Origin of the sequence: Aeromonas encheleia (assembly GCF_900637545.1) — a bacterium.
Lineage (GTDB): Bacteria > Pseudomonadota > Gammaproteobacteria > Enterobacterales > Aeromonadaceae > Aeromonas > Aeromonas encheleia.
Window position 1 is genome coordinate 21,966 of sequence record NZ_LR134376.1, and the last position, 22,874, is coordinate 44,839.

A 22,874-nucleotide genomic window follows, 5' to 3' on the forward strand; every position below is an offset into this window, starting at 1 on the left:
TCAAGTCCCTCACTCGTGGCTGCGCGTTAACGCACGCAGCAGATAACCCAGCAGGGCGAGGACCAGCAGCAGATATAGCCAATTCATAACGACTCCGTTGAGATGATTAGCGCCGAAAGCCGATGTAAAACCACATCGACCCCTTGGCTGTAATTGACGTCTCAAGGGTATGAAGAAGGGGCGTAAAGGCGCCATAAAGCGCCCGGTGACGGGCGTAAAATCGGCGTAAAAAGCGGGGGTTACTGAGCGACAGGATAGAAAAAACCCGGCCTTGGCCGGGTTTTTTGAGGGTGGGGTGCCGCTAGCGCATGGTCACGAACTCTTCCGCGCTGGTGGGATGAATGGCCACGCAGTTGTCGAAGTCCGCCTTGGTGGCCCCCATCTTCATGGCCACGCCAAAGCCCTGCAGTATCTCGTCCATGGCGAAGCCGATGCCGTGCAGGCCGACCACTTTCTCTTCCGGCCCGACACAGACCAGCTTCATGCGGGTGGGCTGGCGGTGCTGGGTCAGCGCCGAATACATGGCGGTGAACTGGCTGCGGTAGACCTTGACCTGGCCCTCGCCATACTCGGCGATGGCCTCCGGCTCGGTCAGGCCTATGGTGCCGATGGGCGGGTGACTGAACACCACGGTCGGCACCAGATCGTAGTTGAGGTGCTCGCTGGGCTTGTTGTTGAACAGCCGCTCTGAGAGGCGACGGCCGGCGGCGACGGCGACCGGCGTGAGCTGGATGCGACCTGTGTTGTCACCCACCGCATAGAGATTGGCCACCGAGGTGTTCTGGAACTTGTCGGTCGGGATATAACCCTTGGCATCGAGCGCTATGCCGGTGGCCGCCAGGTTCAGGTTGTCGGTCGCCGGTGCCCGGCCAATGGCCCAGATCAGGCAGTCGACGGTGAGGTGGCGGCCATCTTCCAGCTGCAGGGTCAGGCTGTCATCGGCGTTCTTGATCACCGCCTTGGGGATGGCGTGGGTGTGCAGCTTGGGCCCTTCCTGCGCCATGATCTCCACCAGCGTCTCCTGGATCATGGGGTCGAAGTTGCGCAGCGGCGCCTGCTTGCGCACCACCAGGTGGGTTTCGCTACCGAGCGCCTGCATCACGCCGGCGATCTCGACGGCGATGTAGCCGGCACCCACCACGGCCACCCGCTTGGGTTGTGCCTGCAGCGCGAAGAACCCATCGGAATCTATGCCCAGCTCTGCACCGGGAATGGTGGGCACCTCGGGATGACCGCCGGTGGCGATCAGTATGTGGTCGGCGCTGTAGTGCTCGCCATCCACCTCGACAGTGTTGCTGTTGACGAAGCGCGCGAAGCCCTTGATGACGGTGATCTGGTTCTTGCCCAGCACATTCTCATAGGACTGGTGGATGCGGCTGATATAGGCCTGGCGGGATTCGACCAGCTTGGCCCAGCTGAAGTGGTTGAGGGTGGTGTCGAAGCCGTAGTCGGCGCCGTATCTCAGGGCATCGGCGATCTGGCCGGCATACCACATGGCCTTCTTGGGCACACAACCGACGTTGACGCAGGTACCCCCCAATGCCTTGGCTTCGATCAGGGCGACTCTCTTGCCATACATGGCTGCCCGGTTGGCCGAGGCGATGCCGCCGCTGCCGCCGCCGATGGCGATATAGTCAAAATGCTGTGCCATTGCGAGGTTCTCCGCTCGTTAAGAATGCAATCACAGCATGATGGGGATAAAGCGGCTGGCTCACAAGAGCCAGGTAGGGTCTATCGAGGTTTCAGTGGCTGGCGCCTACACCTCGACAGCCCCTCGGCATCAGTGATGCTGGACGGGCAGGCGGATATGGAAGTGGGCTCCCTGGCCCAGCTCGCTGGCGCAGTGGATGCGGCCGCGCAGCAGCTGCACCACCAGGTTGTAGATGATGTGGGTGCCGAGGCCGCTGCCCCCCTGACCCCGCTTGGAGGTGACGAAGGGATCGAAGATGCGCGGCAGTATCTCGGGCGGGATGCCGCGGCCATTGTCGCTGTAGTCTATGGTCAGCTCGTCCTCCCGCTGCTCCACCCTGATGGTGATCTTCTTCGGCCTGTCCCAGTCATCGAAACCGTGGTGGATGGAGTTGAGGATGAGATTGGAATAGATCTGGGTGAAGCTGCCGGGGAAGGAGTAGATGGTCAGCTTGGGATCGCACTGGATGTCGACCTCGCACTGGGCCTTCTTCAGCTTGTGGCCGAGGGAGACCACCACCTGGTGCAGGTTGTCGGCCAGGCTGAAGTTGTAGCGCGCCTCGGAGGACTGGTCGACCGCCACCTGCTTGAAGCTGGCGATGAGCTCGGAGGCGCGTCTCAGGTTGCCCTGCAGCAGCTGCATGGATTCATCCAGGTTGACCGTGAACTCGGTCAGGTAGGAGCGCGAGAGCTGCTTGGCCTCGATGTGCTGCTTGAAGTCGGCCACCCGCTCCTGCAGGTAGGAGGAGGCGGTGACGCTGATGCCGATGGGGGTGTTGATCTCGTGGGCGACCCCCGCGACCAGCGATCCCAGCGAGGCCATCTTCTCCGATTCCACTAGGGTCTGCTGGGCCCGCTTCAGCTCGTCATAGGCCTTGCCCAGCTGATCGTTGGCGTCGCTCAGGCTGCGGGTACGCTCCACCACCTTGCCCTCCAGCTGTTCGTTGAGCGAGATGATCTCCCGCTCCACCTTCTTGAGGCGGGTGATGTCATAACCGAAGCCAATCAAATACTTGAGGTTGGGGCCTTCGTAGAAGGGGGCGAAGGTCCACTGCAGGACGAGCTCGTGGTCCTGCTGATCGTGCATGACGATCTCCCGGTCTTCGAGGGAGCCCTGGTTGGCCAGGATCTCTGCCAGTTCCGCCCGCTGCTCCTTGCTGACGAATAGATCCAGCCAGTTGTGTTGCAGTATCTCCTGATGGTGATAGCCGGTGAGCAGGATGGCCGCCGGATTGATGCTGGCGATGTTGAGATCCGGCTCCATGCAGCAGATGACCATGTTGGCCGAGTTGATCAGGGTGGCGGAGAAGTCCCGCTCCTGCTGCAGCTGCTCGACCGCCTGATGGCGGGCCGTGAACTCATCGTTCAGGCGGGTGCGCATCTGGTTGAGGGTGGCGGCGAGGGAGTCGAATTCGTCGGGGTTCTTGCGGGGCAGGCTGCGCCCTTCCAGGGTCAGCTCCACCGCCAGCCGATCCAGGCTCAGTTTCTGGGCGTAGCTGACGATGCGGTTGATATGACGGATCACCAGGTAGTAGATGATGATCAGGATGCAGAAAGAGACGACCAGGGTCTTGATGGTCTGGCTGACCATGATCAGCACGGATTTCTCGATCAGGCGCTGGTAGATCTGCTCCAGCGAGGCGGCGACGAACAGCTTGCCGACCACTTCCCCCTGATAGGTGAGGCTGAACTCGCGGGAGATGTCGTATTGGTCCTTCTCCACCCCCTGGGTCAGCAGCGGCACCTCGGAGTTGCCCAGCATCTCCTTGACCATCACGAACTGCATGTTGGGCAGGTTCATGATGCCTTCGATCTGGACCTTGACCTGCTCCTCATCCAGGTTCCACAGGCTGGCGGAGATGGGTTGCAGGAAGGAGGCTTCGATCTGGTCGATGCTGTCCTCGATGACGGTCACATCCTTGTTGTAGTCCCAGGCGAGCTGCAACACAGTGATGATGAACGCCAGCGCTGTGCTGCAGATCAGAATGTAGGAGAGCAGGCGGTAAGAGAGCCCGTTGCGGCCGACGGCCTTGGAGAAGATCCCTGACATGGCATCCTTGCGGTCCGGAGAAAGTGCCGTTTAGTTTAACTGCTTCATAGACTTATGTCGTGCGTCATCAAACGGATAAAAATAAGGCCCCTTGCGGGGCCTTATGCATGCTGGCTGAGCCTTAATGACTCCCTTTCGCCTTGGACGGAATGGATTCATCAAATTCCGGCAGCGGTTTGTGTTCGGAGGCCAGATAGGTGTAGATCACCGGCAGCACGAACAGGGTGAACAGGGTGCCGATGGCCAGACCGGCCACTATCACTATGCCGATGCTGAAGCGCTGGGCAGCGCCGGCGCCGGCGGCGTAGAGCAGCGGGATGAGGCCCGCAATCATGGCCGCGGTGGTCATCAGGATCGGGCGCAGTCGCACCTTGGCGGCCTGCATCACGGCCTGTGTCCGGTTCATGCCGTGCAGCAGCTGTTCTTCCTTCGCCACCTCACAGATCAAGATGCCGTGCTTGGTGATCAGACCCACCAAGGTGATGAGACCGACCTGTGAGTAGATGTTCATGGTGGCCAGTCCCCAGGCCAGCGCGATCAGGGCGCCGCTGATGGCGAGCGGGACCGACACCATGATCACCAGGGGGTCACGCACGGATTCGAACTGGATCGCCAGCACCAGGAAGATGATGGCAAGGGCCAGGGCGAAGGTGGCGTAGAGCGCGTTGCCTTCGGTCACGAACTGGCGAGCCTCCCCCATGAAGTCGTAGCGATAACCTTGCGGCAGCTTCTCTTCGGCGGTGGTCTTGAACCAGTTGATCGCATCACCCATGGCCACACCCGGTGCCGGTACGGCACCTATGGTGGCCGAGTTCAGCTGGTTGAAGTGGGGCAGGGCACGGGGCTCACCCACCACTTCGATGCTGATCAGGCTGCCGAGCGGGATCGACTTGCCATCGGCGGCGCGCACGTAGTAACCCTTCATGGACTCAGGGTTCAGGCGGAACTTGCGCTCAACCTGCGGGATCACCTCGTAGGAGCGGCCATCCAGATCGATGCGGTTGACGTAGCCATCCGCCATCATGGTGCCCATGGTGGTGCCTATGTCCTGCATGGTGATGCCGTAGGCACCCGCCTTGTCCTTGTCGATCTTGATCTTCATGGTGGCCGAGTCGTAGTTCAGATCGAGATCCGAATAGACGAACTGGCCATTGGCGTGGGTGGCCGCCAGCATCTCACCCGCGATCAGGAACAGGCTCTCGAAGCTGTTCGGGGTGGTGATGACGAACTGGATGGGCAGACCGCTCGAGGCACCCGGCAGCTCGGGGAACTGGAAGGTGGTGATGGCCATCCCTGGGATGTCCTTCACCAGACCGGCGACCCTATCCAGCACCTCTTTCTGGCTTGCCTCACGCTGGCTCCAGGGCACCATGGAGGCGATGCCGAAGGCCTGGTTGGCGTTGAACACCCCGGAGAAGACCTGGGAGTAGGCAATTTCCGGCTGGTCATCCAGGATCTTGTTCACGTCCTGCATGGTGTTCTCGATGTAGTCCAGGTTGGCATTGGACGGCGCCGTCCCCAGCACGGCCATAACGCCCTTATCCTCGGACGGGGCCAGCTCGCTCGGGATGAACTTGAACAGCAGCGGCAGGCTGCCGAACACGATGACGGCGAACAGTATGACCACGATGCGGTGCTGCATGACCGCATGCAGCATGCGATCGTAGCGGTCCGTCATCCGATCCAGCAGGTGATGCACAGTGCTCTCGAACTTGTTCGGCGTCTCGTTGGCCTTGAGCATCTTGGAGCACATCATGGGCGACAGGGTCAGGGCTATGATGCCGGAGACGAACACCGCCCCCGCCAGGGTGAGCGCGAACTCCTTGAACAGGGAGCCGGTGATGCCCCCCATCAGGGCGATAGGCGCGTACACCGCGGCCAGGGTCACCGTCATGGCGATGACCGGCACGGCGATCTCCCGGGTACCGATGATGGCGGCCCTGAACGGTTCTTCCCCCTCCTTGATGTGGCGGTCGACGTTCTCCAGCACCACTATGGCGTCATCCACCACCAGACCGATCGCCAGCACCATGGCCAGCAAGGTCATCAGGTTTATCGAGAAGCCGAACAGATCCATCATCATCACCACGCCGATCAGGCTCAGCGGGATGGTGATGATGGGGATGATGACGGCCCGGAACGAGCCGAGGAACAGGGTGATCACCACCAGTACGATGGCGGCTGCCTCCAGTATGGTCTTGATTACCTCGTGGATGGACTCGTTGATGGCGATGGTGGAGTCATACAGGATGTTGACCTGCATGGTGCTCGGCATGTTGCTCTTCAGGCTCGGCAGCAGCTCCAGCACATCGTGGGCGATGTTGATGGGGTTGGCGGTCGGCGCCGCGTTGATGGCAAGTACCACGGCCTCGCGGCCGTTGGCGCTGGCGCGATAGATGTCGTGACTCTTCTCCAGCGACACCTTGGCGATGTCGGAGAGACGGATCACCTTGCTGTCGCGGGTCGCCACCACCAGACGCTTGAGCTCGTCGGTGCCGCTGACCTGAGTCTCGGCGTTGCCGTTGAACAGGGTGAAATAACCGGTCGCCTGACCGGTGGCCGACTGATAGTTGTTGCTGTTGAGCACCGTCATCACGTCGCTGGAGGTCAGGTCGAAGGCCGCCATCTTGGCCGGATCCAGCCATACCCGCAGGGCAAACTCGACCCCGCCGTAGAGATCGATCTTGGAGACACCGCCGACGGTGAACAGCTGGGGCTTGATGACCCGCTCCAGGTAGTCGGTGATCTGGCTGGAGTTCAGCTCAGGGCTGGTGAAGCCCATGTAGAGCACCGCCGTGGTGGAGCCGGTGGAGGAGGTGACCGAGGGGTCTTCCGCCTCTTTCGGCAGCTGGGAGCGCACCGAGTTGACCTTGGCCAGGATGTCGGACAAGGCGGCGTTGGGGTCGGTGTTCAGCTTCATGTAAGCCGTCACGGTGGAGCTGCCCAGCTGGCTGGAGGAGGTCATGAAGTCGATGTTGTCGGCTTGCGCGACCGCCTGCTCCAGCGGCTGGGTGATGAAGCCCTGGATCAGATCGGCACTGGCACCGTAGTAGCTGGTGCTGACCGTGATCACGGTGTTGATCACCTCAGGATATTCCCGCACCTGCATCTTGAAGATGGCCTGGAAGCCCAGCAGGGCAATCAGGAAGCTGAGCGAGATCGCCAGCACGGGCCTTTTTATAAATGTGTCAGTAAATCGCATCGCAGATCTCCGCGCTTACAGCATCGGGGTTTGTGCCGGAACGGCAAGGGCATCGTTGTCGACCACGCGCACCTTGGTATCGTTGCTCAGGCGAACCTGACCCGACAGCACGATTTCGTCGCCAGCCTTGATGCCTGACAACACATGGACGTCATTGCCGCGACGCTCACCCGCCTTGATCACCACCTGCTTGGCGCGTTTCGCACCGTCTGCTGCGTGAATGACATAGACGTTCTCGCCATACAGGGTGAAGGAGATGGCGGATTGCGGGATCACTATCTGATCTTTCACCGTGGGCAGGATGATGCTGGCACGGGCGAACATGCCGGAGCGAAGCTGACCCTCGTTGTTCGGGATGTCTGCCTGCACCTGGATCAGGCCGCTCTGGTAGTTGACCGCCGGCTCGATGGCGGTGATCTGACCGTCAAACTGGGCCTGGGGATAGGCATCCACGTTGATCTTGATGACCTGGCCGAGGGAAATCTTGGAGATGTCGGTCTGGGGCACGGTGAAGCGCAGACGCATCACGCTGGTGTCTTCCAGTCGCACTATCTCGGAACCTGGCTCCAGATACTGACCGAGGAAGACGTTGCGCAGGCCCACGACACCACCGAAGGGGGCACGGAGCTCACGACGGGTGATGGTGGCCTTCAGGCTCTCGATGTCGGCTTCCAGCGAGCGGTAGCTGGCCTCGGCATCGTCCAGTTGATCCCGGGAGATGGAGTTCTTCTGGTACAGGTTCTGGTAGCGCTCGAACTTGGCCCGGGCTGCCGGCAACTTGGCTTGTGAAGATTGCAGATTGGCTTTCTCCACGCCGGAGTCCAGGCTCAGCAGCAGCTGATCCGCCTTGACCTGGGCGCCGGATTCGAAGCTGATCTTGTCGATGGTGCCCGCCAGCTCGCTGGAGAGGGTGACCCCTTGATAAGGCTCGATGAAACCGATCGCTTCTATGGTGGGTATCCAATCCTGCGCCTTGGTCACCATGGCGGTCACCGGGAATTCGGGCTCGGGTCGGTTGGCCATGAACTCGGCAATCTTCTTCTGCTTGAACATATTGAAACCGATGACACTGCCAAACAGGGCGAGTGCTATCAGCAACATGATGGCCATCCACTTTTTCATGAACAGGCTCCTGTGATGGAAAAATTAGGGTTTAAAATGGCATTCCAGCTGGCCTTGACCACTGTCTCCAGCTGTTCCTGCGTCAATACAAAGGGATGGAACTGGCGTTGTAGAGCCATGTTTGCCACACAGTCCAGGCTCAGCACCTGCAGCGCCCGGACGGGTAAATCGATAAACAATCCTTGTTGGCGTCCCTGTTCGAAGAAGCGCTCAAGTGGCGCCCACGTCGCCATTATGACCGGATTCCGTTCCAGTTCAGCCCCCAATGGAGAACTTTCGTACTGTAATTTGCATTTGAGTGCATTGGGTTCATTGGCAAAAATGGCATTGATGTTGAGCCACAGGCGCCGATACTGCCGATATGACACTTCCTCAATCTGCACCCCCTCCATGATCCGGGGATGACACTTGAGGATGGTGTGCTGATATAGCTGGCGGATCAGGTCATCCTTGTCACTGAAGTAACGGTAGATAGTGCCTGCTGCCACCCTGGCTTTCTTGGCGACCACGGCGATGGACAGGCCATAGAAGCCCTGCTCGCCGAGCACCTCGTAGGCCGCATCGAAGATGCGCTCTTTCTTATTCATGACCCTGTGGCTATATCGGCTGAATGAACGTTCATTCATTCTAGGTAGGGAAGAAGGCAAGTCAAGTGACTGAACCCGTTTCCCCCCCACAAAGGGTACAGAACCGTAACAGAGGGATGCCATTTCGGTCCCAGACGGCGAGAAGTGGCATAAAACTGTACGAAGTGATTGAAAAACAAGCGCTTGATTCATCGCAATAAAAAAAGAGTAGACAAGGTGGGCGCCATCATTAATAATCCGCCCCGTTCGACAGCGTAGCGCCCGTAGCTCAGCTGGATAGAGCGCTGCCCTCCGGAGGCAGAGGTCACAGGTTCGAATCCTGTCGGGCGCACCATCATAAGTGTGCCGGTTAAACGGGCGTTATTGTGGAACGAAAACAGCTGTGGTGGCTGTAGCTCAGTTGGTAGAGTCCCGGATTGTGATTCCGGTTGTCGTGGGTTCGAGCCCCATCAGCCACCCCATTTTACAGCTTGTTAGGTATGCGAAGGTGGCGGAATTGGTAGACGCGCTAGCTTCAGGTGTTAGTGCCCCCCGGGTGTGAGGGTTCGAGTCCCTCTCTTCGCACCATACTTGCTGTATGACGAGGATGACCGTCTGGTCGTCTTTGTGTTTTAAGAAGTACCCCATCGGTGATTAGCGCAGCCCGGTAGCGCATCTGGTTTGGGACCAGAGGGTCAAAGGTTCGAATCCTTTATCACCGACCACATTATGAAAACCCCGCTTCGGCGGGGTTTTTGCTTTTCAGCCTTGCCTGCCAGCGTCCTGTCACGTCTTATTACATTTCTGTTGGCGCCTGCTCGTCTCGAGTCCGTTATGCTGGGCGCCAGAGCCACGAGACAGTGGACATTCTCGAACACATCCAGGCACAGGCGATATGCATCACCATACCTTTACCCTTCACACCTGCGTGCTCGCCCTGGCGGCTCTGCTGCTCGGCGGTTGTGCGTTGCAACCCAAGCCGAAGGATCTCCTGATGGCCGCCGCGCCCAAGTCGTCCATGGCGGCAGCGCCGACCACGATCGTGACCAGCGGCGGATTCTGCGTGACCCTGAGCGAGCAGGGGACGCTGCTGACCCAGCCCTGCGATCAGAGCCCAAGCCAGCAGTTCAGCTGGGATGTGGGGGCCCTGCAGCTGGCCCAGCGTTGCCTGATCGCCAACGGCGCTGATGAGCTCGCCATGGGGGACTGCCAGGATGGCAGCCGTCAATGGCAGTGGCAGGACGATCGGCTGTTCAATCGGCAGGCCTCCCTGTGTCTGGATGTGGCCGGCAGCCGCCACAAGCCCGCGGTGCCGCTGCGGCTGGCCGAGTGTTTTGGCGGTGCCAATCAGAGCTTCGAGTGGAAGCGTACCGGCAGCATGCTGGATCTTCTGAGCCTGGAAAATCTCGCCTGGTAAGATCGGTCACCGGTTTGTGAAGGCGCCGCTCAGTGTGGCGGCGACGGCTTGGGGCTGACTCTGAATGCCGGACAGGGGCACCAGACGGCAGATATCCTCATGGCCCACCCTCCAGCGCGTCCAGCCGGCTTATCAGCAGGGCCTGGATGCCTTGCAGTTGATCCGCCCGGCGCAGTGTTTAGATCAAAGGAGTGCGACCACCGTTTCAGGCGATGAGTGCCTGCCGTTAAAACGATGGCCTTATGGTCATGGCGACCTGAGGGATCGCCAGGAGAGGGGCTATCAGGCGGTGCCGACGGTACTGAGGGCGAACAGCTGCTCCAGGTAGACGGCAACGCCATCTTCATCGGCAGTCAGGGTCTGCTCGTGGTCCGGCAGGGCCAGCTTGAGGCGATCGTGGGCGTTGCCCATCACCACACCGCGTCCCACCATGCTCAGCATCTCGAAGTCATTCATGCCATCCCCGAAGGCGATCGCCTGGGACATCTCCAGCCCGTTCTGCTCCAGCACGGCACGCACGGCGTTGCCCTTGTGCACCCCGGCGTGCATCACTTCCAGGCAATCCGGCAGGGAGAAGGTGACGTTGAGTCGATCACCATAATGCTGGTTGAGCTTGGCCTCGATCTGCAGCAGCTGCTCGTGCTCGCCGATGTAGAACACCTTGTTGATCTTGTCCGTCGGGTGAGTGCTGAAGTCGACCAGGCGGTAGGCGAAGCCGGACTCTTCATGGAACTGCAGCATCTTGGGCATCTCTTCTTCCACCAGCCACTCGTCGCCGTAGTAGACGTTGAGGTGGATGTCGGGGTCCAGCTCCAGCGCGATCAACTCGGCCGCGACTGTGCTCGGCAGCGTCTGGTTGAAGATGAGCCGATCCTGCTTGTCATGGACCACGGCGCCGTTGGAGGTGATGAGGTAGATGTCCAGCCCCAGCGCGTCGCGGATGCTGCGCACATCCACATGGTGACGGCCGGTGGCCACCACGAACTTGATCCCCTGATCGACCAGACGGTGCAGGGTGTCACGGGTGCGGGGGGAGATCTGGTGCTGCTTGTTGAGCAGGGTGCCATCGAGATCGGATACAACTACCTTGAACATCATTACCTCGGCATCAATTGAACGCCGGGGCAGTGTACCCCAGCGTTTTGCGTCGCCCCATTTATTTAGGGATCCAAAAAATAACCAGACTTAGGGTCTGTTGGCGTTTCGGCACAAACCGCGTTGCTGTGACAAATGACACCAGGCTAGGCGCGGGACGCTGGCAATGGCCATTCCCTTGGCAAGTCCTGCAACAACGCATGGCGTCATTTGCCGTGCAACCCGCAGGGACGGGTCAATTTTTTGTGCGTAACGTCGATACTCGACGACTCATTTGGGCGACCAAACTTCACATCTCGCGCCTAGCTACGCGCAAAAACTGACGCCGTCGCGGTCGTGACGAAATGTCAATAGACCCTAGAAGCGGGCGAAGAAGTCCAGGGTCGCGGTCAGTGCGGGCAGGCGCTGGGCATCGGCCTCGATAAACAGCTCGTGCCAGCCCCCTTCGATGCGCAACGGCTTGCCCCCTTCACACTGGAGTCGGGCACAGAAGCTGTCCTGGGCCAGGTTGTCGACTATGCCGTCTTCCCCCGCCTGGATCAGCAGCAGCGGCGTCTTGATCCTGTCTGCCTCCGCGATGGCGGCATCCCCGGCCTTGATGCCCTCGCGGATCCAGTGCGCCGTCACCCCGCCCAACTTGATCTGCGGACGCTGCTCATAGAGCTGGCGGAACGCCTGATAGCGGGGCTCGCTGTGGCTCAGGCCATTGTCGGTAAATTCATGAGAGACATAGCCGGCCTGGCCCGGGCCATAGGGGGGCTCGCCCCACCAGCTGCCGACGGTATCCATGGTGGCCGCCAGCCCCTGGGCCAGCCACTTGGGCAGGCCGCCGAGGTTGATGCCCAGCATGGGGGAGGAGAGCACGGCCGCCTTGATGTCATCCGGCCAGCGTTCCAGATAGCGCGCCGAGATGGCGCCCCCCATGGAGTGGGCCAGCAGGAACAGCTTGGCGGGTTGGTCCGCGACTATGACCTCGTCGTGGAACTGCTTCAGATCCAGCACATAGTCGTCGAAGTCGGCGACATAGCCCTTCTCCGGGTCGGCCAGCATGCGGCCGGACAGCCCCTGGCCGCGGTGATCGATGAGATAGAGGCTGTAGCCCTGGCGCCACAGATCCCAGGCCAGCTCCTGATACTTGAGGTAGCTCTCGACCCGGCCGTTGACGATGAGGATGGCTCTGTCCACCTTGGCCTGGCGCAGGGCTGCGTAGCGGATGGGGATCCCGTCCTTGCCCTTGAACTCCCCTTCGACCGCATGGTCGCGCCAGAAGTCGGGCAGGGTCTGCTGATACAGGGCCGGGACCTCGGCTTCCGTGGTGAGGTGATAGGGGTTGTTCACGGCGAGGGCTCCGGCAGAAAACAGGGTCAGGGCCAGCAGCGGCAGGCAGTTAACTTTCATCGGATGGATACTCCATGTCCATAGGGTCTTCCTGGTGTGCGGCCCAGCCCTTGCGGGTCAGCTGCATCCGTTGCCACCAGGCCTCGTCCGCCAGGATCTCGCCCGCCGGGCCGAGCTGGGGGTAGGGCATCTCTTTTTCTTTGCAGAGCTGGGCATAGATGGGATAGCCCCCCTCGAACAAGATGCTGTTCTGCTCCTCCAGGCTGAGCGGGCAACCGCGCTGGTAGCAGCCGGCCAGCTCGCGCTGGCGCTGAGCCTCGTACAGGATGGCGGCGGCGGCCACCGAGACGTTGAGGGACTGCACCATGCCCACCATGGGGATGACGATATGGTGATCGGCCAGCGCCAGCGCCTCCTCCCCTATGCCGTGCTTCTCCTGGCCGACCAGGATGGCGGTGGGTCTGGTGTAGTCGATGGCACGAAAGTCCACCGAGCTGTCCGAGAGGTGGGTCGCCAGGATCTGCATGCCGGCGGCCTTCAGCTCGCCGACGGCGGTGCCTATGTCCGGGTGCAACTGCACATCCACCCAGTTCTGGCTGCCACGGGCGGTGCCCTTGCGGGGATGAATGGAGGTCTTGGGCCAGACCGCATGCACCCTGTGGATGCCGATGGCATCGGCGGTGCGCACTATGGCGGCCAGGTTGTGAGGCTTGTGGACCTCTTCCATACAGACGGTCAGGTCGAGCTGGCGCATGGCCAGCATGTCGGAGATGCGTTTGAAGCGTTCAGGTGTCATATCAGTTTCTATGCAGTGAGGCTTGTGCACTCTTCCCGTACATGCAGACGGTCAGGTCGAGCTGGCGCATGGCCAACATGTCGGAGATCCGTTTAAAGCGTTCGGGAGTCATGGGTTGTCTCTATAAAAGCAGCAGGCGGCTTGCGCCGCCTGTGTTCAGTTCTTCTGTCGGCTCACCCTGAGCACGTTGGGCATCACGCGGATCTTGCGCATGATGTTGGCCAGATGAATGCGGCTCTTGGTGGTGATGAGCAGGGTGACCAGATAGACCCGGCCATCCTTCTCTTCGGTGCTGATGGCGTGGATGTTGGCACCGGTGGCGGCAATCACGTTGGCCAGCTCCGCCAGCGCACCCTGATGGTTGATGATCTCGATGCTGATACCGGTGCGGAATTCCTGCTCCTGCTCCTGGTCCACCTCCCACTGTACCGGCAGGTACTTGTCCGGTTCGCGGCTGTAGCCCTTGATGTTGCGGCAGGACTCCTGGTGGATCACCAGCCCCTTGCCCGGACTGAGGTGAGCGATGATGGCATCCCCCGGGATCGGGCGGCAGCAGTTGGCGAAGGTGACCAGCATGCCGTCGGCCCCCTTGATCGGCATCTTCTTGCTGCTGGACTTCGGCTGTTCTTCCGGCGGCAGCTCATCCCCCAGCATGCGGCGCGCCACCATGACGCTCATGGCGTTGCCGAGACCGACGTCGGCCAGCAGGCCCTGCAGGTTCTCGTGCTTGGTGTCGGCCAGCACCTGCTTGATGCGCGGCTCCGGGATGTCTTCGATGTTCTTGACGCCGAGCGCATGGTTGAGCAGGCGGCGACCCAGCACCACCGACTCTTCGGTGCGCAGGTTCTTGAGGAACTGGCGGATCTTGGAGCGCGCCTTGGTGGTCACCACGAAGTTGAGCCAGGCCGCATTGGGACGAGCGCCCGGCGCCGTGATGATCTCCACCGTCTGACCCGAGTGCAGCGGGCTGCTGAGCGGATAGGGGTGTCTGTCGACCCGGGCGCCGACGCAGGCATGGCCGATGTCGGTGTGCACCGTGTAGGCGAAGTCCACCGGGGTGGCGCCGGCGGGCAGCTCCATGATGCGGCCCTCCGGGGTGAAGACATAGATCTCGTCCGGGAACAGGTCGGTCTTGACCCCTTCGATGAACTCGAACGAGCTGCCGGCGCTCTGCTGCAACTCCAGCAGGCTCTGCATCCAGCGCTGGGCGCGGATCTGGGCCGTGGTGCCCGAGCTGTCGCCATCCTGCTTGTAGGCCCAGTGGGCGGCGACGCCCTTGTCGGCCATCTGATCCATGAACTCGGTGCGGATCTGCACCTCGACCGGCACCCCGTGCGGCCCCACCAGGGAGGTGTGCAGCGACTGGTAGCCGTTGGTCTTGGGGATGGAGATGTAATCCTTGAAGCGGCCGGGGCGCGGCTTGTAGAGGCTGTGCATCTGCCCCAGCACCCGGTAACAGGTATCTATGTCCTTCACCCTGACGCGAAAGGCGTAGATATCCATTACCTCATGAAATTGCAGCTCTTTTTTCTCCATCTTGTTGTAAATGGAGAACAGGTTCTTCTCGCGGCCGCTGACCTGGGCGTCGATGCCGGCCTCGCGCAGGCGGCCTTCTATCTCGCTCTGGATGGAGTCGATGATCTCGCGACGATTGCCACGGGCGCGGCGCACCGATTCCCGCAGCACCCGGGAGCGCATGGGGTAGAGCGCCTCGAAGCCGAGCTCTTCCAGCTCGTTCTTCATGGTGTGGATGCCGAGCCGGTTGGCGATGGGGGCGAAGATCTCCAGCGTCTCGCGGGCGATGCGGCGGCGCTTGTCAGGGCGCAGTGAACCCAGCGTGCGCATGTTGTGGGTGCGGTCGGCCAGCTTGATCAGGATGACCCGGATGTCCTGGGTCATGGCCATCATCATCTTGCGGAAGTTCTCGGCCTGGGCTTCCTTGCGATCGCGGAACTTCAGCTTGTCGAGCTTGGAGACGCCCGAGACCAGCTCGGCGACGGCCTTGCCGAACAGCTCGGCCAGGTCGTCCTTGGTGACCGGGGTATCTTCGATGACGTCGTGCAGCACGGCCGCCATCAGGGTTTCATGATCGAGACGCATGTCGCCCAGGATTCGGGCCACGGCAACCGGGTGGGTGATGTAGGGCTCGCCGCTGGAACGCATCTGTCCCTGGTGGGCATCACGGGCCACCACATAGGCTTGCCTGAGCTTCTCAACCTGCTCGGATGGCAGGTAGGAACTGGCTATTTCTTTAAGGTTTTCAAATAAATACAAGACAGTCCCCGCAGCGGTGAAACGGCAATCCGTGGAATTGAGGGTATGCCTCTGAGTTTGCGAGGTTTTCGAGCGGTTGTAAATGGGAAGAAGTCGGCACCCGGGCGGGTGCCAACCGGAAGAATTACTTAACCGCGGCCTTCGGCGATGGCAGCAACGGCAGCCAGCTCGGCGGCTTCCTGCTCTTGCTGCTCGTAGCGGTCCTGGGTGTCCATCACTTGATTGTTCACCAGACCCAGCTCGATCTCGCGCAGGGCGATCACGGTCGGCTTGTCGTTCTCTTCGTCGACCAGGGGATCTTTACCTTGTACCGCGATTTGACGGGCGCGGCGCGCGGCGACCAGCACCAGGTCAAAACGGTTACCTACCTGTTTTACAGCATCTTCTACAGTAACGCGTGCCATGCAGGACTCCAGTGTTTAGGCTTTCTATGGTTAGAAAAGCGGTGTTTAAAAATGACGCAAAAGTTTACTTGTTTTCGGCCTATTCTGCCAGTAACTGTTGCAGCAAGTTTTGTTGGGCCCGCTGTTGCTGGTGCATTTCCAGCCGCTGGCACTCGATGATGGCCCTGAGCTGGAACAGTGCCTGCTCAAAGTCGTCGTTGATAATGACATAGTCATATTCGTCATAGTGCACCATTTCGGCAATGGCTTTCGCCATCCGGCCGGCAATCACCTCGGCGCTGTCCTGGCCGCGCCCGATCAGACGCTGCTCCAGCTCCTGACGGCTGGGGGGCAGGATGAAGATGGATTTGGTCGGCATCAGCTCGCGGATCTGGCGGGCACCCTGCCAGTCGATGTCGAGGAAGACGTCTATGCCCTGGGCCAGACAGGCTTCGATGGCGGCGCGGGAGGTGCCGTAGTAGTTGCCGAACACCTCGGCCCACTCCAGAAAGTCACCGCGGGCGATCAGCTCCTTGAAGGTTTCCACCTGCACGAAGTGGTAGTGCACCCCGTTCTCTTCACCGGGACGCATGGCGCGGGTGGTGTGGGAGACCGACAGCTGCATCTTGCCAGCATCGTTATGTTTGGTCAGCAAGGCATTGATCAGGCTGGATTTACCGGCCCCGCTCGGAGACGAGATGATGTAGAGAGTGCCTTGTTGCGCCATGTCTGTACCTTTAAGCGATGACAGTGTTTTGGTTGTAGCAGAGACCGCCGTCTTGTGCCCAGAAGGGAGACAGTCGCTCGCAAAACACGGAAAAATCAGAATCAGGGGGATGTAAAGGCGGCAAATGTTAGCAGATGGCGGCGGATAAAAAAACGGCCGGAATCATATTCCAGCCGATCAAAGTATTCGTAGCTTGCTGCGGGAGCGTTACCCACAGCCCGCATTCTGCCTCGCCCGGGAGGGGAGGGCCATCAGATTATCCCAGCCTCATGGCTCGGAATTTCCGAGTTCCCCCTCAGTTGGGCAGCTGGCGATCCGTGCAGAGCCGATCGAAGGTGGCGATGACCCGCTTGCTCGTTATCTTGCTCATGGCGTCCGGATCCTTGAGACGGGTACGCCAGCTCAGCTCGGCCAGGGGCTTGCCGGTCTCCTGCTCGATCAGCTCCTGATAGACGCTGACCGCATAGTCGCGGCATAGATAGGGGCCGGTGCGCGCCGGATTGTGATGGGCATAGAGGCCGATGACCGGGGTGCCGACCAGGGTGGCCATGTGGGTGGGGCCTGTGTCCGGCGCCAGCACCAGACTGGCTTCGGCGATCAGCGCCAGCAGTTGCTTGAGGTTGGTCTGCCCCACCAGATCGACCGGCTGGCTCTGGCTCAGGCGCTGGATGTCGGCGGCCAGATCCCGCTCCAGTTTGGCGGGGCCGCCGCAGAGATAGACCTGAAAGCCCTTGCTGGCGGCGTGATCCGCGAGGGCGGCATAGCCTTCGGCGGTCCAGTTCTTGAACGCCTTGCTGGCGGCGGCGCAGATCAGCAGGGTCGGCTTGCCGCCAATCTTCTCCCGGGCCCAGGCTTGATGCTCGGCGCTGATGGGCAGTTGCCAGTCCGGGGTCAGATCCCGGATGCCCAGCTCTGCGGCGAAGGCGAGGAAGCCGTCGAGCACATGGGGGGAGGCGGGGGAATGCACCCTGTGGTTGGTGAACAGCCACTGACCGTCGTTGGCGCGTTCCTTATCGAAGCCGAGTTTTACTTTGGCCTTGATGCCGAGGGTGGCGATGCTGGCCCGCAGGGCGGCCTGCAGGTGGAGCAGGGCATCGAACTCGCGTCCCTTGAGGGTCTGCCACAGCGCGCGATAACCGCGCCAACCCTGGCTCTTGTCGAAGGCGATGACCTCCACCCCGGGCAGATCGGAGAAGAGCGTCGCCTCGATTTTCCCGGTGATCCAGGTGATGCGGGTCTCGGGCCATGCCCGCTGAATGACGCGCACCAGCGCCAGTGCGTGGCAGCAATCCCCGATGGCGGAGAGCCGCAGGATGCAGATGGAAGAGGGCGGCGTTTGGAACAACGGCATGATGTGGCGCAATGGTGGCAAAATGGATGGATGGCATTATGCAAACTCCCTTGTGGATTGTAAAATTGCGCCCATCTACCGATCGGAATTCTCATGATGTTGACACAGACCGCCCATAACCAGATCTGCTGGTATGCCGAAGGGGCCTTTCGTGACCCTTCCCCTGCGTTGTTCGACCCGGCCTGGTGGCAGACGCACCGCCAGGTGGTGGGCTCCTCCATCGGTCGCGGGGTGACCTGGTTTGTGAAGGATGAGTCCCGTCATCTGGTGCTGCGCCACTACTACCGCGGAGGCCTGGTGGGCAAGGTGGTGCGGGATCGCTTCTGGTTCGAAGGGGTGGAGACGAGCCGCGCCATGGCCGAATATCGCCTGCTGGCCCAGCTGAGCGAGCGGGGTCTGCCGGTGCCGCGTCCGTTTGCGGCCCGCATGGCCAAGCAGGGTCCCTTCTATCGGGCCGATATCCTGATCGAGCGCATCCGTGGTGCCAAGGATCTGGTGGCGCTGCTCAAGCAGGGCGCCATCGCCGGCGAGGTGTGGCACCGGGTGGGCCAGACGGTACGCCAGCTGCACGATGCCGGCGTCTATCACGCCGATCTCAACAGCCACAACCTGCTGCTCGATAAGGATGGCAAGGTGTGGGTGATCGATTTCGACAAGGGCGCCATCCGCTCCCCCGGCAGCTGGCAGCAGGCGAACCTGGAGCGGCTGCTGCGCTCCTTCAACAAAGAGTCCCAGCTGCACACCAGCTTCCACTTCGTGCCGGAGAACTGGCAGGCGCTGATGGCAGGTTATCAGGGGCACGCTGGTTAAGCCTCAATTGCATACAGGCTTTCACTCGGTGTAGACGTTGGTGGCGGGCCATCAGGGAAAAGCGGGCCCAGCCTGTTGCTCGGCACTGGCGCCAATGCTACTTATTGAGCTGCGATTCAAATCCGGTGTCGAGGCGTGTGATGGAAAGGTATGAGACTCCCTGGGTAGAGGCCGTGGCCCGGCTTGAGGTGGCCCTGGTGACGGAGGCCATGGCACTGCTGGAGGCCGGGATCTGGACCTGGTCGGTCGAGCAGGGGTTGAGGCGCGATCCCTCCTGCCTGCAACTGTTGGGGCTGGGTGAGTACGGGCTGGACGATCTCGGCTGGCTGGCACGGGTACACCCGGACGATGCCGCCCGGCTGGAGGAGGCCATCCGCGCCTGTCAGGCGGGCCACAGCAACGGGCTGCGGCTCGAGTACCGCATCCTGCACCATCAGGGCCATTATGTCCGGCTGGAGGAGCGGGTGCGCCGCGACGAGCAGGGTCATCTGCTGGGGGTGGTGCGTCACCTCGATCCGGCGGCACCCCCGCTGGGCGATCGCCACGATACGGATCCGCTCACCGGCCTGGAGAGCCGCGGTCACTTCGAGCTGCTGCTGGATGAGCGGCTGGCCGGCGAGAGTGGCAACTTCTGCCTGCTGCAGTTCACCGTGGATCACCGCAGCAAGATATTGCAGCTGTTTGGCGAGGCGGCCTGCGATGCCATGCTGGCGAAACTGGCCCGCATAGTGCGTCACGAGCTGCGACGGGAAGATCCCTTCGCCCGCTGGGACGAGGATGGCTTCATCCTGATGCTGTCACAGACCGATCGCCTGAGCGGCCTGGAGATCGCCGAGCGGCTGCGGATGGAGATTGCCGACGCCAGCCTGCTGCCGGAGCGGCCGGTGACCGTCAGCATCGGGCTGGTGCAGAGCCAGCCCGCCGAGCAGATCGATCACCTGCTGGCCCGGCTGGCCTCCTGCCACGGCCAGGCCAGACGGGAGCACAACACAGTTATAGGTTGATTTTTAGTCAGCGCTCACTCACCCGCTGACACCGATGGGTCCAAAGAGGACCTGCATCAGCGGGCCTGGCGGTCGGCTGATCGTCGGTTCGCGCTACGCGCTGGCTGACGCTGGCAGATCCAGAGGGAGGCCAGCATCAGCAGGCCACCCAGGCTGAGCCTGATCAGGTCGGTATCCTTGCCCCAGAGCACCAGATTGACCAGCAAGCCGGCCGGGATCAGGGCGTTGTTCATGATGGCCAGCACGCCGCTGCTGACCAGGGTGGCGCCCTTGTTCCACAGGAAGTAACCCAGCCCGGATGCCCCCACCCCTAGCCAGAGCAGTATGCCCCATTGCAGGTTGGTGCTCGGGTATTGGGGCTGACCCAGCATCAGCCAGGCGGGCAGGGCGACGGCCAGGGCGCCGAGGTAGAAGCAGCCGAACACCGCCAGCTGGGGTGGTTGCTGTGCCTCCCGTGCCAGCAGCACCTTGTAACCCACCTGCCCAAGGGCGAAGCAGAGGTTGGCCCCCTGCACCACCAGGAACCCCAGTACATAGTTCTCGGTCAGACCATCGAAGCGGATGACGGCCGCCCCCAGCACGGCCAGCAGGGCCCCCCACAGATAGGTGGGCTTGAATCTGGACTCCAGCATGTCGTGGAGCAGGGTGACGTAGATGGGGGTGAAGATGGTGAACACCAGCACTTCCGGCACCGTCAGCAGCAGGAAGGAGTGGTAATAGAACAGGTACATGATGCCGAGCTGGATGGCGCCGAGCGTCATCAGCTTGATGACCAGCGCGGGACGCAGCCAGCGCCGGCGCAGGAAGGGCAGGAACACCAGGCTGGCGAGGGCGATGCGGGTCAGCACGGAGAAGTAGGCATCCACCTGGCCGGCGAGGTAGACCCCGATCAGGCTGAAGGAGAAGGACCAGAGCAGGGTGACCCCTATCAAGTAGTTCATGTGATTGAATTGTCGTCAGTTGTCAATTTTGGAGGGCGCTATGATGGCCGAGTTGGAAGCCGCGATCCAGCGTTTATGGGAACAGTTGCCACAGATCGGAGCTTTTGCCTTCGAGGCGAGTAACGGGGCCGGTTCAGCGACCGACTGGAACGGTCGTGGCGAGGGAGAGGTGCGGGTGACCGATCATCAGGGAGGTTGGCTGTTTACGGAGCAGGGGCGCTACACCACGCCCCATGGCCGGGTGCTCGCCATGCACAACAGCTTCTGGTGGCAGCGTGGCGAGCGGGGGATCTCTCTCTCCCACCTGCGCCATGAGGCCCCCGTCCTGCTGTTCGAGCTGTTACCCCAGCCGGACGGGCGCTGGCTCACCGCCGAGCCGCACCTCTGCGGCCAGGATCACTACAGCGCCGAGCTGACGCAGACCACGAGCGGCTTTCTGCTGGGCTGGGAGATCAGGGGCCCACGCAAGAACGAGCGATTGAGCTATTGCTATTCGGTTTGAGTGCCAAGTGGCGTTGTTAGTTTTCTTAACCAACCAGTCCAATACACTGGACTAGTTGGAATGTCATGTGCCCACAGCCTAGGTCTGATTTACCATCATCAGTCTCATATAGGAGACTGCCTCGCATGTTATGTTTTCAGTAGCCCTGCGATAGTGTTGACCAGCATTGTGATGGCAAGCGCCGCTACGGCAACGCACAGGTTTTCTAACGGACTGTTGGTCGTCAGGGTGTAAAGGGTGTGGGATAGGACTAGAGCAGTACGCATGTGAATCACCTTAATGAGTCGGTTTTTTACCTATACCCAGTTCTTTAAGGATTCACTGTCGGTGAGAAACCACTGTTAGCTCAGCCACCACCATCAAAACAGTTGATAAAAGGTAACTGCCCCCGCTGATTTCGAACATAAAAAAACCGGCGCAGAGCGCCGGTAGCGGGGACGAATCGGAGGTTTTTTAAAACGGTCCCAAAAAACAGGAGAGATACACTCTCGTCACACATTCAGAAACGGGTATTCAGGCACTCAGGGCATAGCTCAGCATGGCCTGCAGCTTGCTGTCGAAGAACCAGGGCAGGGTCAGCATCAGCAGGCCGAGCACGCCGGCCAGCCGGTGGCGATACTGCCAGCCGGCAATCAGCACCAGACCGCCGCACAGGGTGGTCAGGATGCCTGACATGGGGTCGCCTCCCGCTGGGTGCGGCGCTGTTGGGCCCACTGGTTGAGGGCCACTGAACCCAGGATCAGCGCCAGTGCCACACCCGTGGTGGACTGGATCTGCTCGCCGAGGAACAGGGCACCCAGCATGACGCCGAACAGCGGCACCAGGTAGTTGCTGAAGGAGGCGAAGGTCGGGCCCGCCTTCTGGATCAACGCCATGTAGAGGAAGTAGACCAGGCCGGTACAGAACACGCCCAGCACGGCGACGGCGCCGATGGCATGCTGGCTCGGTAGGGTGAGGGCGCTCAGATCGGTCACGAAGGGCGCGGCCAGCAGCAACTGCACGGCGGAGGAGATCAGGATGTTGCGAGCCACCACCACGGGGTGGTCCTTGGCGAAGCGCTTGATCATCAGCAGGCCGATGGCGAAGCAGCTGGCGCCGAACAGTATGCCGATGGAGCCGAGCAGGCCGGCATTCATGCCGTTGGCTAGTTTCGGCCAGAACAGCACCAGCACGCCGACGAAGCCGATGGCCACGGAGATCAGGCCGCCCTTGGTGATTTTTTCACCAGAAATAAACAGGGGCGCAGCCAGAATGGTCACAAAGGGGATACAACCCATGACCACGGCGGCGATGGCGCTATCCACATACTGCTGGCCCCAGGCCACCATGATGAAGGGGATGGTAGCGTCGAGCAGGGCGATCATCATGTAGGTGCGCCACGGCGTGTGCTCGCTCTTGAGGCGCATGAACAGGCAGAGCAGACCCAGGGTCAGGCTGCCGCACACGGCACGTCCGGCGGCCACCATGATGGGGGGCAGCTCGGCGACGGCCTGATGCATGAAAATGAACTGGGAGCCCCACAACAGGCCGATCGCCAGCAACAACAGATAGCTACGCATTTTAATCTCCGATGTAATTTGCCCGCGCATTCTATGCAATCTGCTACT

The 22,874-nt window shown here is 61.1% G+C and carries 19 protein-coding genes and 4 tRNA genes; 8 read left to right on the plus strand and 15 right to left on the minus strand.

Annotated features, from left to right (window positions below):
- Positions 1-301: 301 nt before the first annotated feature.
- From gorA to EL255_RS00125, 5 genes are all read right to left on the minus strand, one after another.
- Entirely contained in the window at positions 302-1,651 is a 1,350-nt protein-coding gene (gene gorA, locus EL255_RS00105; protein ID WP_042651552.1) for a glutathione-disulfide reductase, read from the minus strand.
- A 129-nt stretch (positions 1,652-1,780) separates the two neighbouring features.
- The gene (locus tag EL255_RS00110) at positions 1,781-3,739 is read right to left on the minus strand and encodes an ATP-binding protein (RefSeq protein WP_042651551.1); all 1,959 of its coding nucleotides are present in this window, start codon (positions 3,737-3,739) and stop codon (positions 1,781-1,783) included.
- 121 nt (positions 3,740-3,860) lie between these two features.
- Entirely contained in the window at positions 3,861-6,941 is a 3,081-nt protein-coding gene (locus tag EL255_RS00115) for a multidrug efflux RND transporter permease subunit (protein WP_042651550.1), read from the minus strand.
- A gap of 15 nt (positions 6,942-6,956) precedes the next feature.
- Positions 6,957-8,063, minus strand: coding sequence for an efflux RND transporter periplasmic adaptor subunit (locus EL255_RS00120; RefSeq protein ID WP_042651549.1), 1,107 nt, complete (start codon positions 8,061-8,063; stop codon positions 6,957-6,959).
- Complete coding sequence (locus EL255_RS00125) at positions 8,060-8,650, minus strand: TetR/AcrR family transcriptional regulator (RefSeq protein WP_042651548.1); 591 nt, start codon at positions 8,648-8,650, stop codon at positions 8,060-8,062. Before EL255_RS00125 ends, EL255_RS00120 begins: the two co-directional genes overlap by 4 nt.
- A gap of 257 nt (positions 8,651-8,907) precedes the next feature.
- Here EL255_RS00125 and EL255_RS00130 point away from each other — a divergent pair.
- The 5 genes from EL255_RS00130 (at position 8,908) to EL255_RS00150 (ending at position 10,046) form a co-directional block, all read left to right on the plus strand.
- A tRNA-Arg gene (locus EL255_RS00130) sits at positions 8,908-8,984 on the plus strand.
- Between the two features lie 51 nt (positions 8,985-9,035).
- Positions 9,036-9,111: transfer RNA gene (locus EL255_RS00135), tRNA-His, on the plus strand.
- A 20-nt stretch (positions 9,112-9,131) separates the two neighbouring features.
- Positions 9,132-9,217, plus strand: a tRNA-Leu gene (locus tag EL255_RS00140).
- A gap of 60 nt (positions 9,218-9,277) precedes the next feature.
- Positions 9,278-9,354: transfer RNA gene (locus EL255_RS00145), tRNA-Pro, on the plus strand.
- A 170-nt stretch (positions 9,355-9,524) separates the two neighbouring features.
- Entirely contained in the window at positions 9,525-10,046 is a 522-nt protein-coding gene (locus tag EL255_RS00150) for an RICIN domain-containing protein (RefSeq protein ID WP_042651547.1), read from the plus strand.
- 282 nt (positions 10,047-10,328) lie between these two features.
- On the opposite strand, the gene EL255_RS00155 is transcribed toward EL255_RS00150, so the two are convergent.
- From EL255_RS00155 to EL255_RS00200, 7 genes are all read right to left on the minus strand, one after another.
- Positions 10,329-11,141, minus strand: a complete 813-nt coding sequence (locus tag EL255_RS00155) for a Cof-type HAD-IIB family hydrolase (protein WP_042651609.1) — start codon at positions 11,139-11,141, stop codon at positions 10,329-10,331.
- A gap of 357 nt (positions 11,142-11,498) precedes the next feature.
- Positions 11,499-12,539 carry an alpha/beta fold hydrolase gene (locus tag EL255_RS00165; protein WP_042651546.1) on the minus strand — a complete coding sequence of 347 codons (1,041 nt, stop codon included), beginning with the start codon at positions 12,537-12,539 and terminating at the stop codon, positions 11,499-11,501.
- Entirely contained in the window at positions 12,529-13,275 is a 747-nt protein-coding gene (gene trmH / locus EL255_RS00170; RefSeq protein ID WP_042651545.1) for a tRNA (guanosine(18)-2'-O)-methyltransferase TrmH, read from the minus strand. The genes EL255_RS00165 and trmH overlap by 11 nt, the downstream gene beginning before the upstream one ends.
- 156 nt (positions 13,276-13,431) lie before the next feature.
- A complete protein-coding gene (gene spoT, locus EL255_RS00180; protein ID WP_042651544.1) occupies positions 13,432-15,549 on the minus strand; it encodes a bifunctional GTP diphosphokinase/guanosine-3',5'-bis pyrophosphate 3'-pyrophosphohydrolase in 2,118 nt (705 codons plus the stop codon).
- A gap of 128 nt (positions 15,550-15,677) precedes the next feature.
- Positions 15,678-15,953 carry a DNA-directed RNA polymerase subunit omega gene (gene rpoZ / locus EL255_RS00185; RefSeq protein WP_005307060.1) on the minus strand — a complete coding sequence of 92 codons (276 nt, stop codon included), beginning with the start codon at positions 15,951-15,953 and terminating at the stop codon, positions 15,678-15,680.
- Positions 15,954-16,032: 79 nt separating this feature from the next.
- Entirely contained in the window at positions 16,033-16,659 is a 627-nt protein-coding gene (gmk, locus tag EL255_RS00190; protein ID WP_042651543.1) for a guanylate kinase, read from the minus strand.
- A 295-nt stretch (positions 16,660-16,954) separates the two neighbouring features.
- Positions 16,955-18,010: a glycosyltransferase family 9 protein gene (locus EL255_RS00200; RefSeq protein WP_042651608.1), complete on the minus strand. Its 1,056-nt coding sequence runs from the start codon at positions 18,008-18,010 to the stop codon at positions 16,955-16,957.
- Between the two features lie 96 nt (positions 18,011-18,106).
- Here EL255_RS00200 and EL255_RS00205 point away from each other — a divergent pair, with 96 nt between their 5' ends.
- A complete protein-coding gene (locus EL255_RS00205; RefSeq protein ID WP_042651607.1) occupies positions 18,107-18,820 on the plus strand; it encodes a 3-deoxy-D-manno-octulosonic acid kinase in 714 nt (237 codons plus the stop codon).
- A gap of 140 nt (positions 18,821-18,960) precedes the next feature.
- Positions 18,961-19,824 carry a sensor domain-containing diguanylate cyclase gene (locus EL255_RS00210; protein ID WP_042651542.1) on the plus strand — a complete coding sequence of 288 codons (864 nt, stop codon included), beginning with the start codon at positions 18,961-18,963 and terminating at the stop codon, positions 19,822-19,824.
- Positions 19,825-19,880: 56 nt separating this feature from the next.
- Here EL255_RS00210 and EL255_RS00215 read toward each other — a convergent pair whose 3' ends face one another.
- Entirely contained in the window at positions 19,881-20,765 is an 885-nt protein-coding gene (locus EL255_RS00215; protein WP_042651541.1) for a carboxylate/amino acid/amine transporter, read from the minus strand.
- Between the two features lie 43 nt (positions 20,766-20,808).
- Here EL255_RS00215 and EL255_RS00220 point away from each other — a divergent pair, with 43 nt between their 5' ends.
- On the plus strand, positions 20,809-21,267 hold the full coding sequence (locus EL255_RS00220; RefSeq protein WP_042651606.1) for a DUF6314 family protein: 459 nt from the start codon (positions 20,809-20,811) through the stop codon (positions 21,265-21,267).
- Positions 21,268-21,780: 513 nt separating this feature from the next.
- Here EL255_RS00220 and EL255_RS00225 read toward each other — a convergent pair.
- Both EL255_RS00225 and EL255_RS00230 read right to left on the minus strand, forming a co-directional pair.
- Positions 21,781-21,942, minus strand: coding sequence for a hypothetical protein (locus EL255_RS00225; RefSeq protein WP_082030184.1), 162 nt, complete (start codon positions 21,940-21,942; stop codon positions 21,781-21,783).
- A complete protein-coding gene (locus EL255_RS00230; protein WP_042651540.1) occupies positions 21,927-22,826 on the minus strand; it encodes a DMT family transporter in 900 nt (299 codons plus the stop codon). The genes EL255_RS00225 and EL255_RS00230 overlap by 16 nt, the downstream gene beginning before the upstream one ends.
- Between the last annotated feature and the right edge of the window lie 48 nt (positions 22,827-22,874).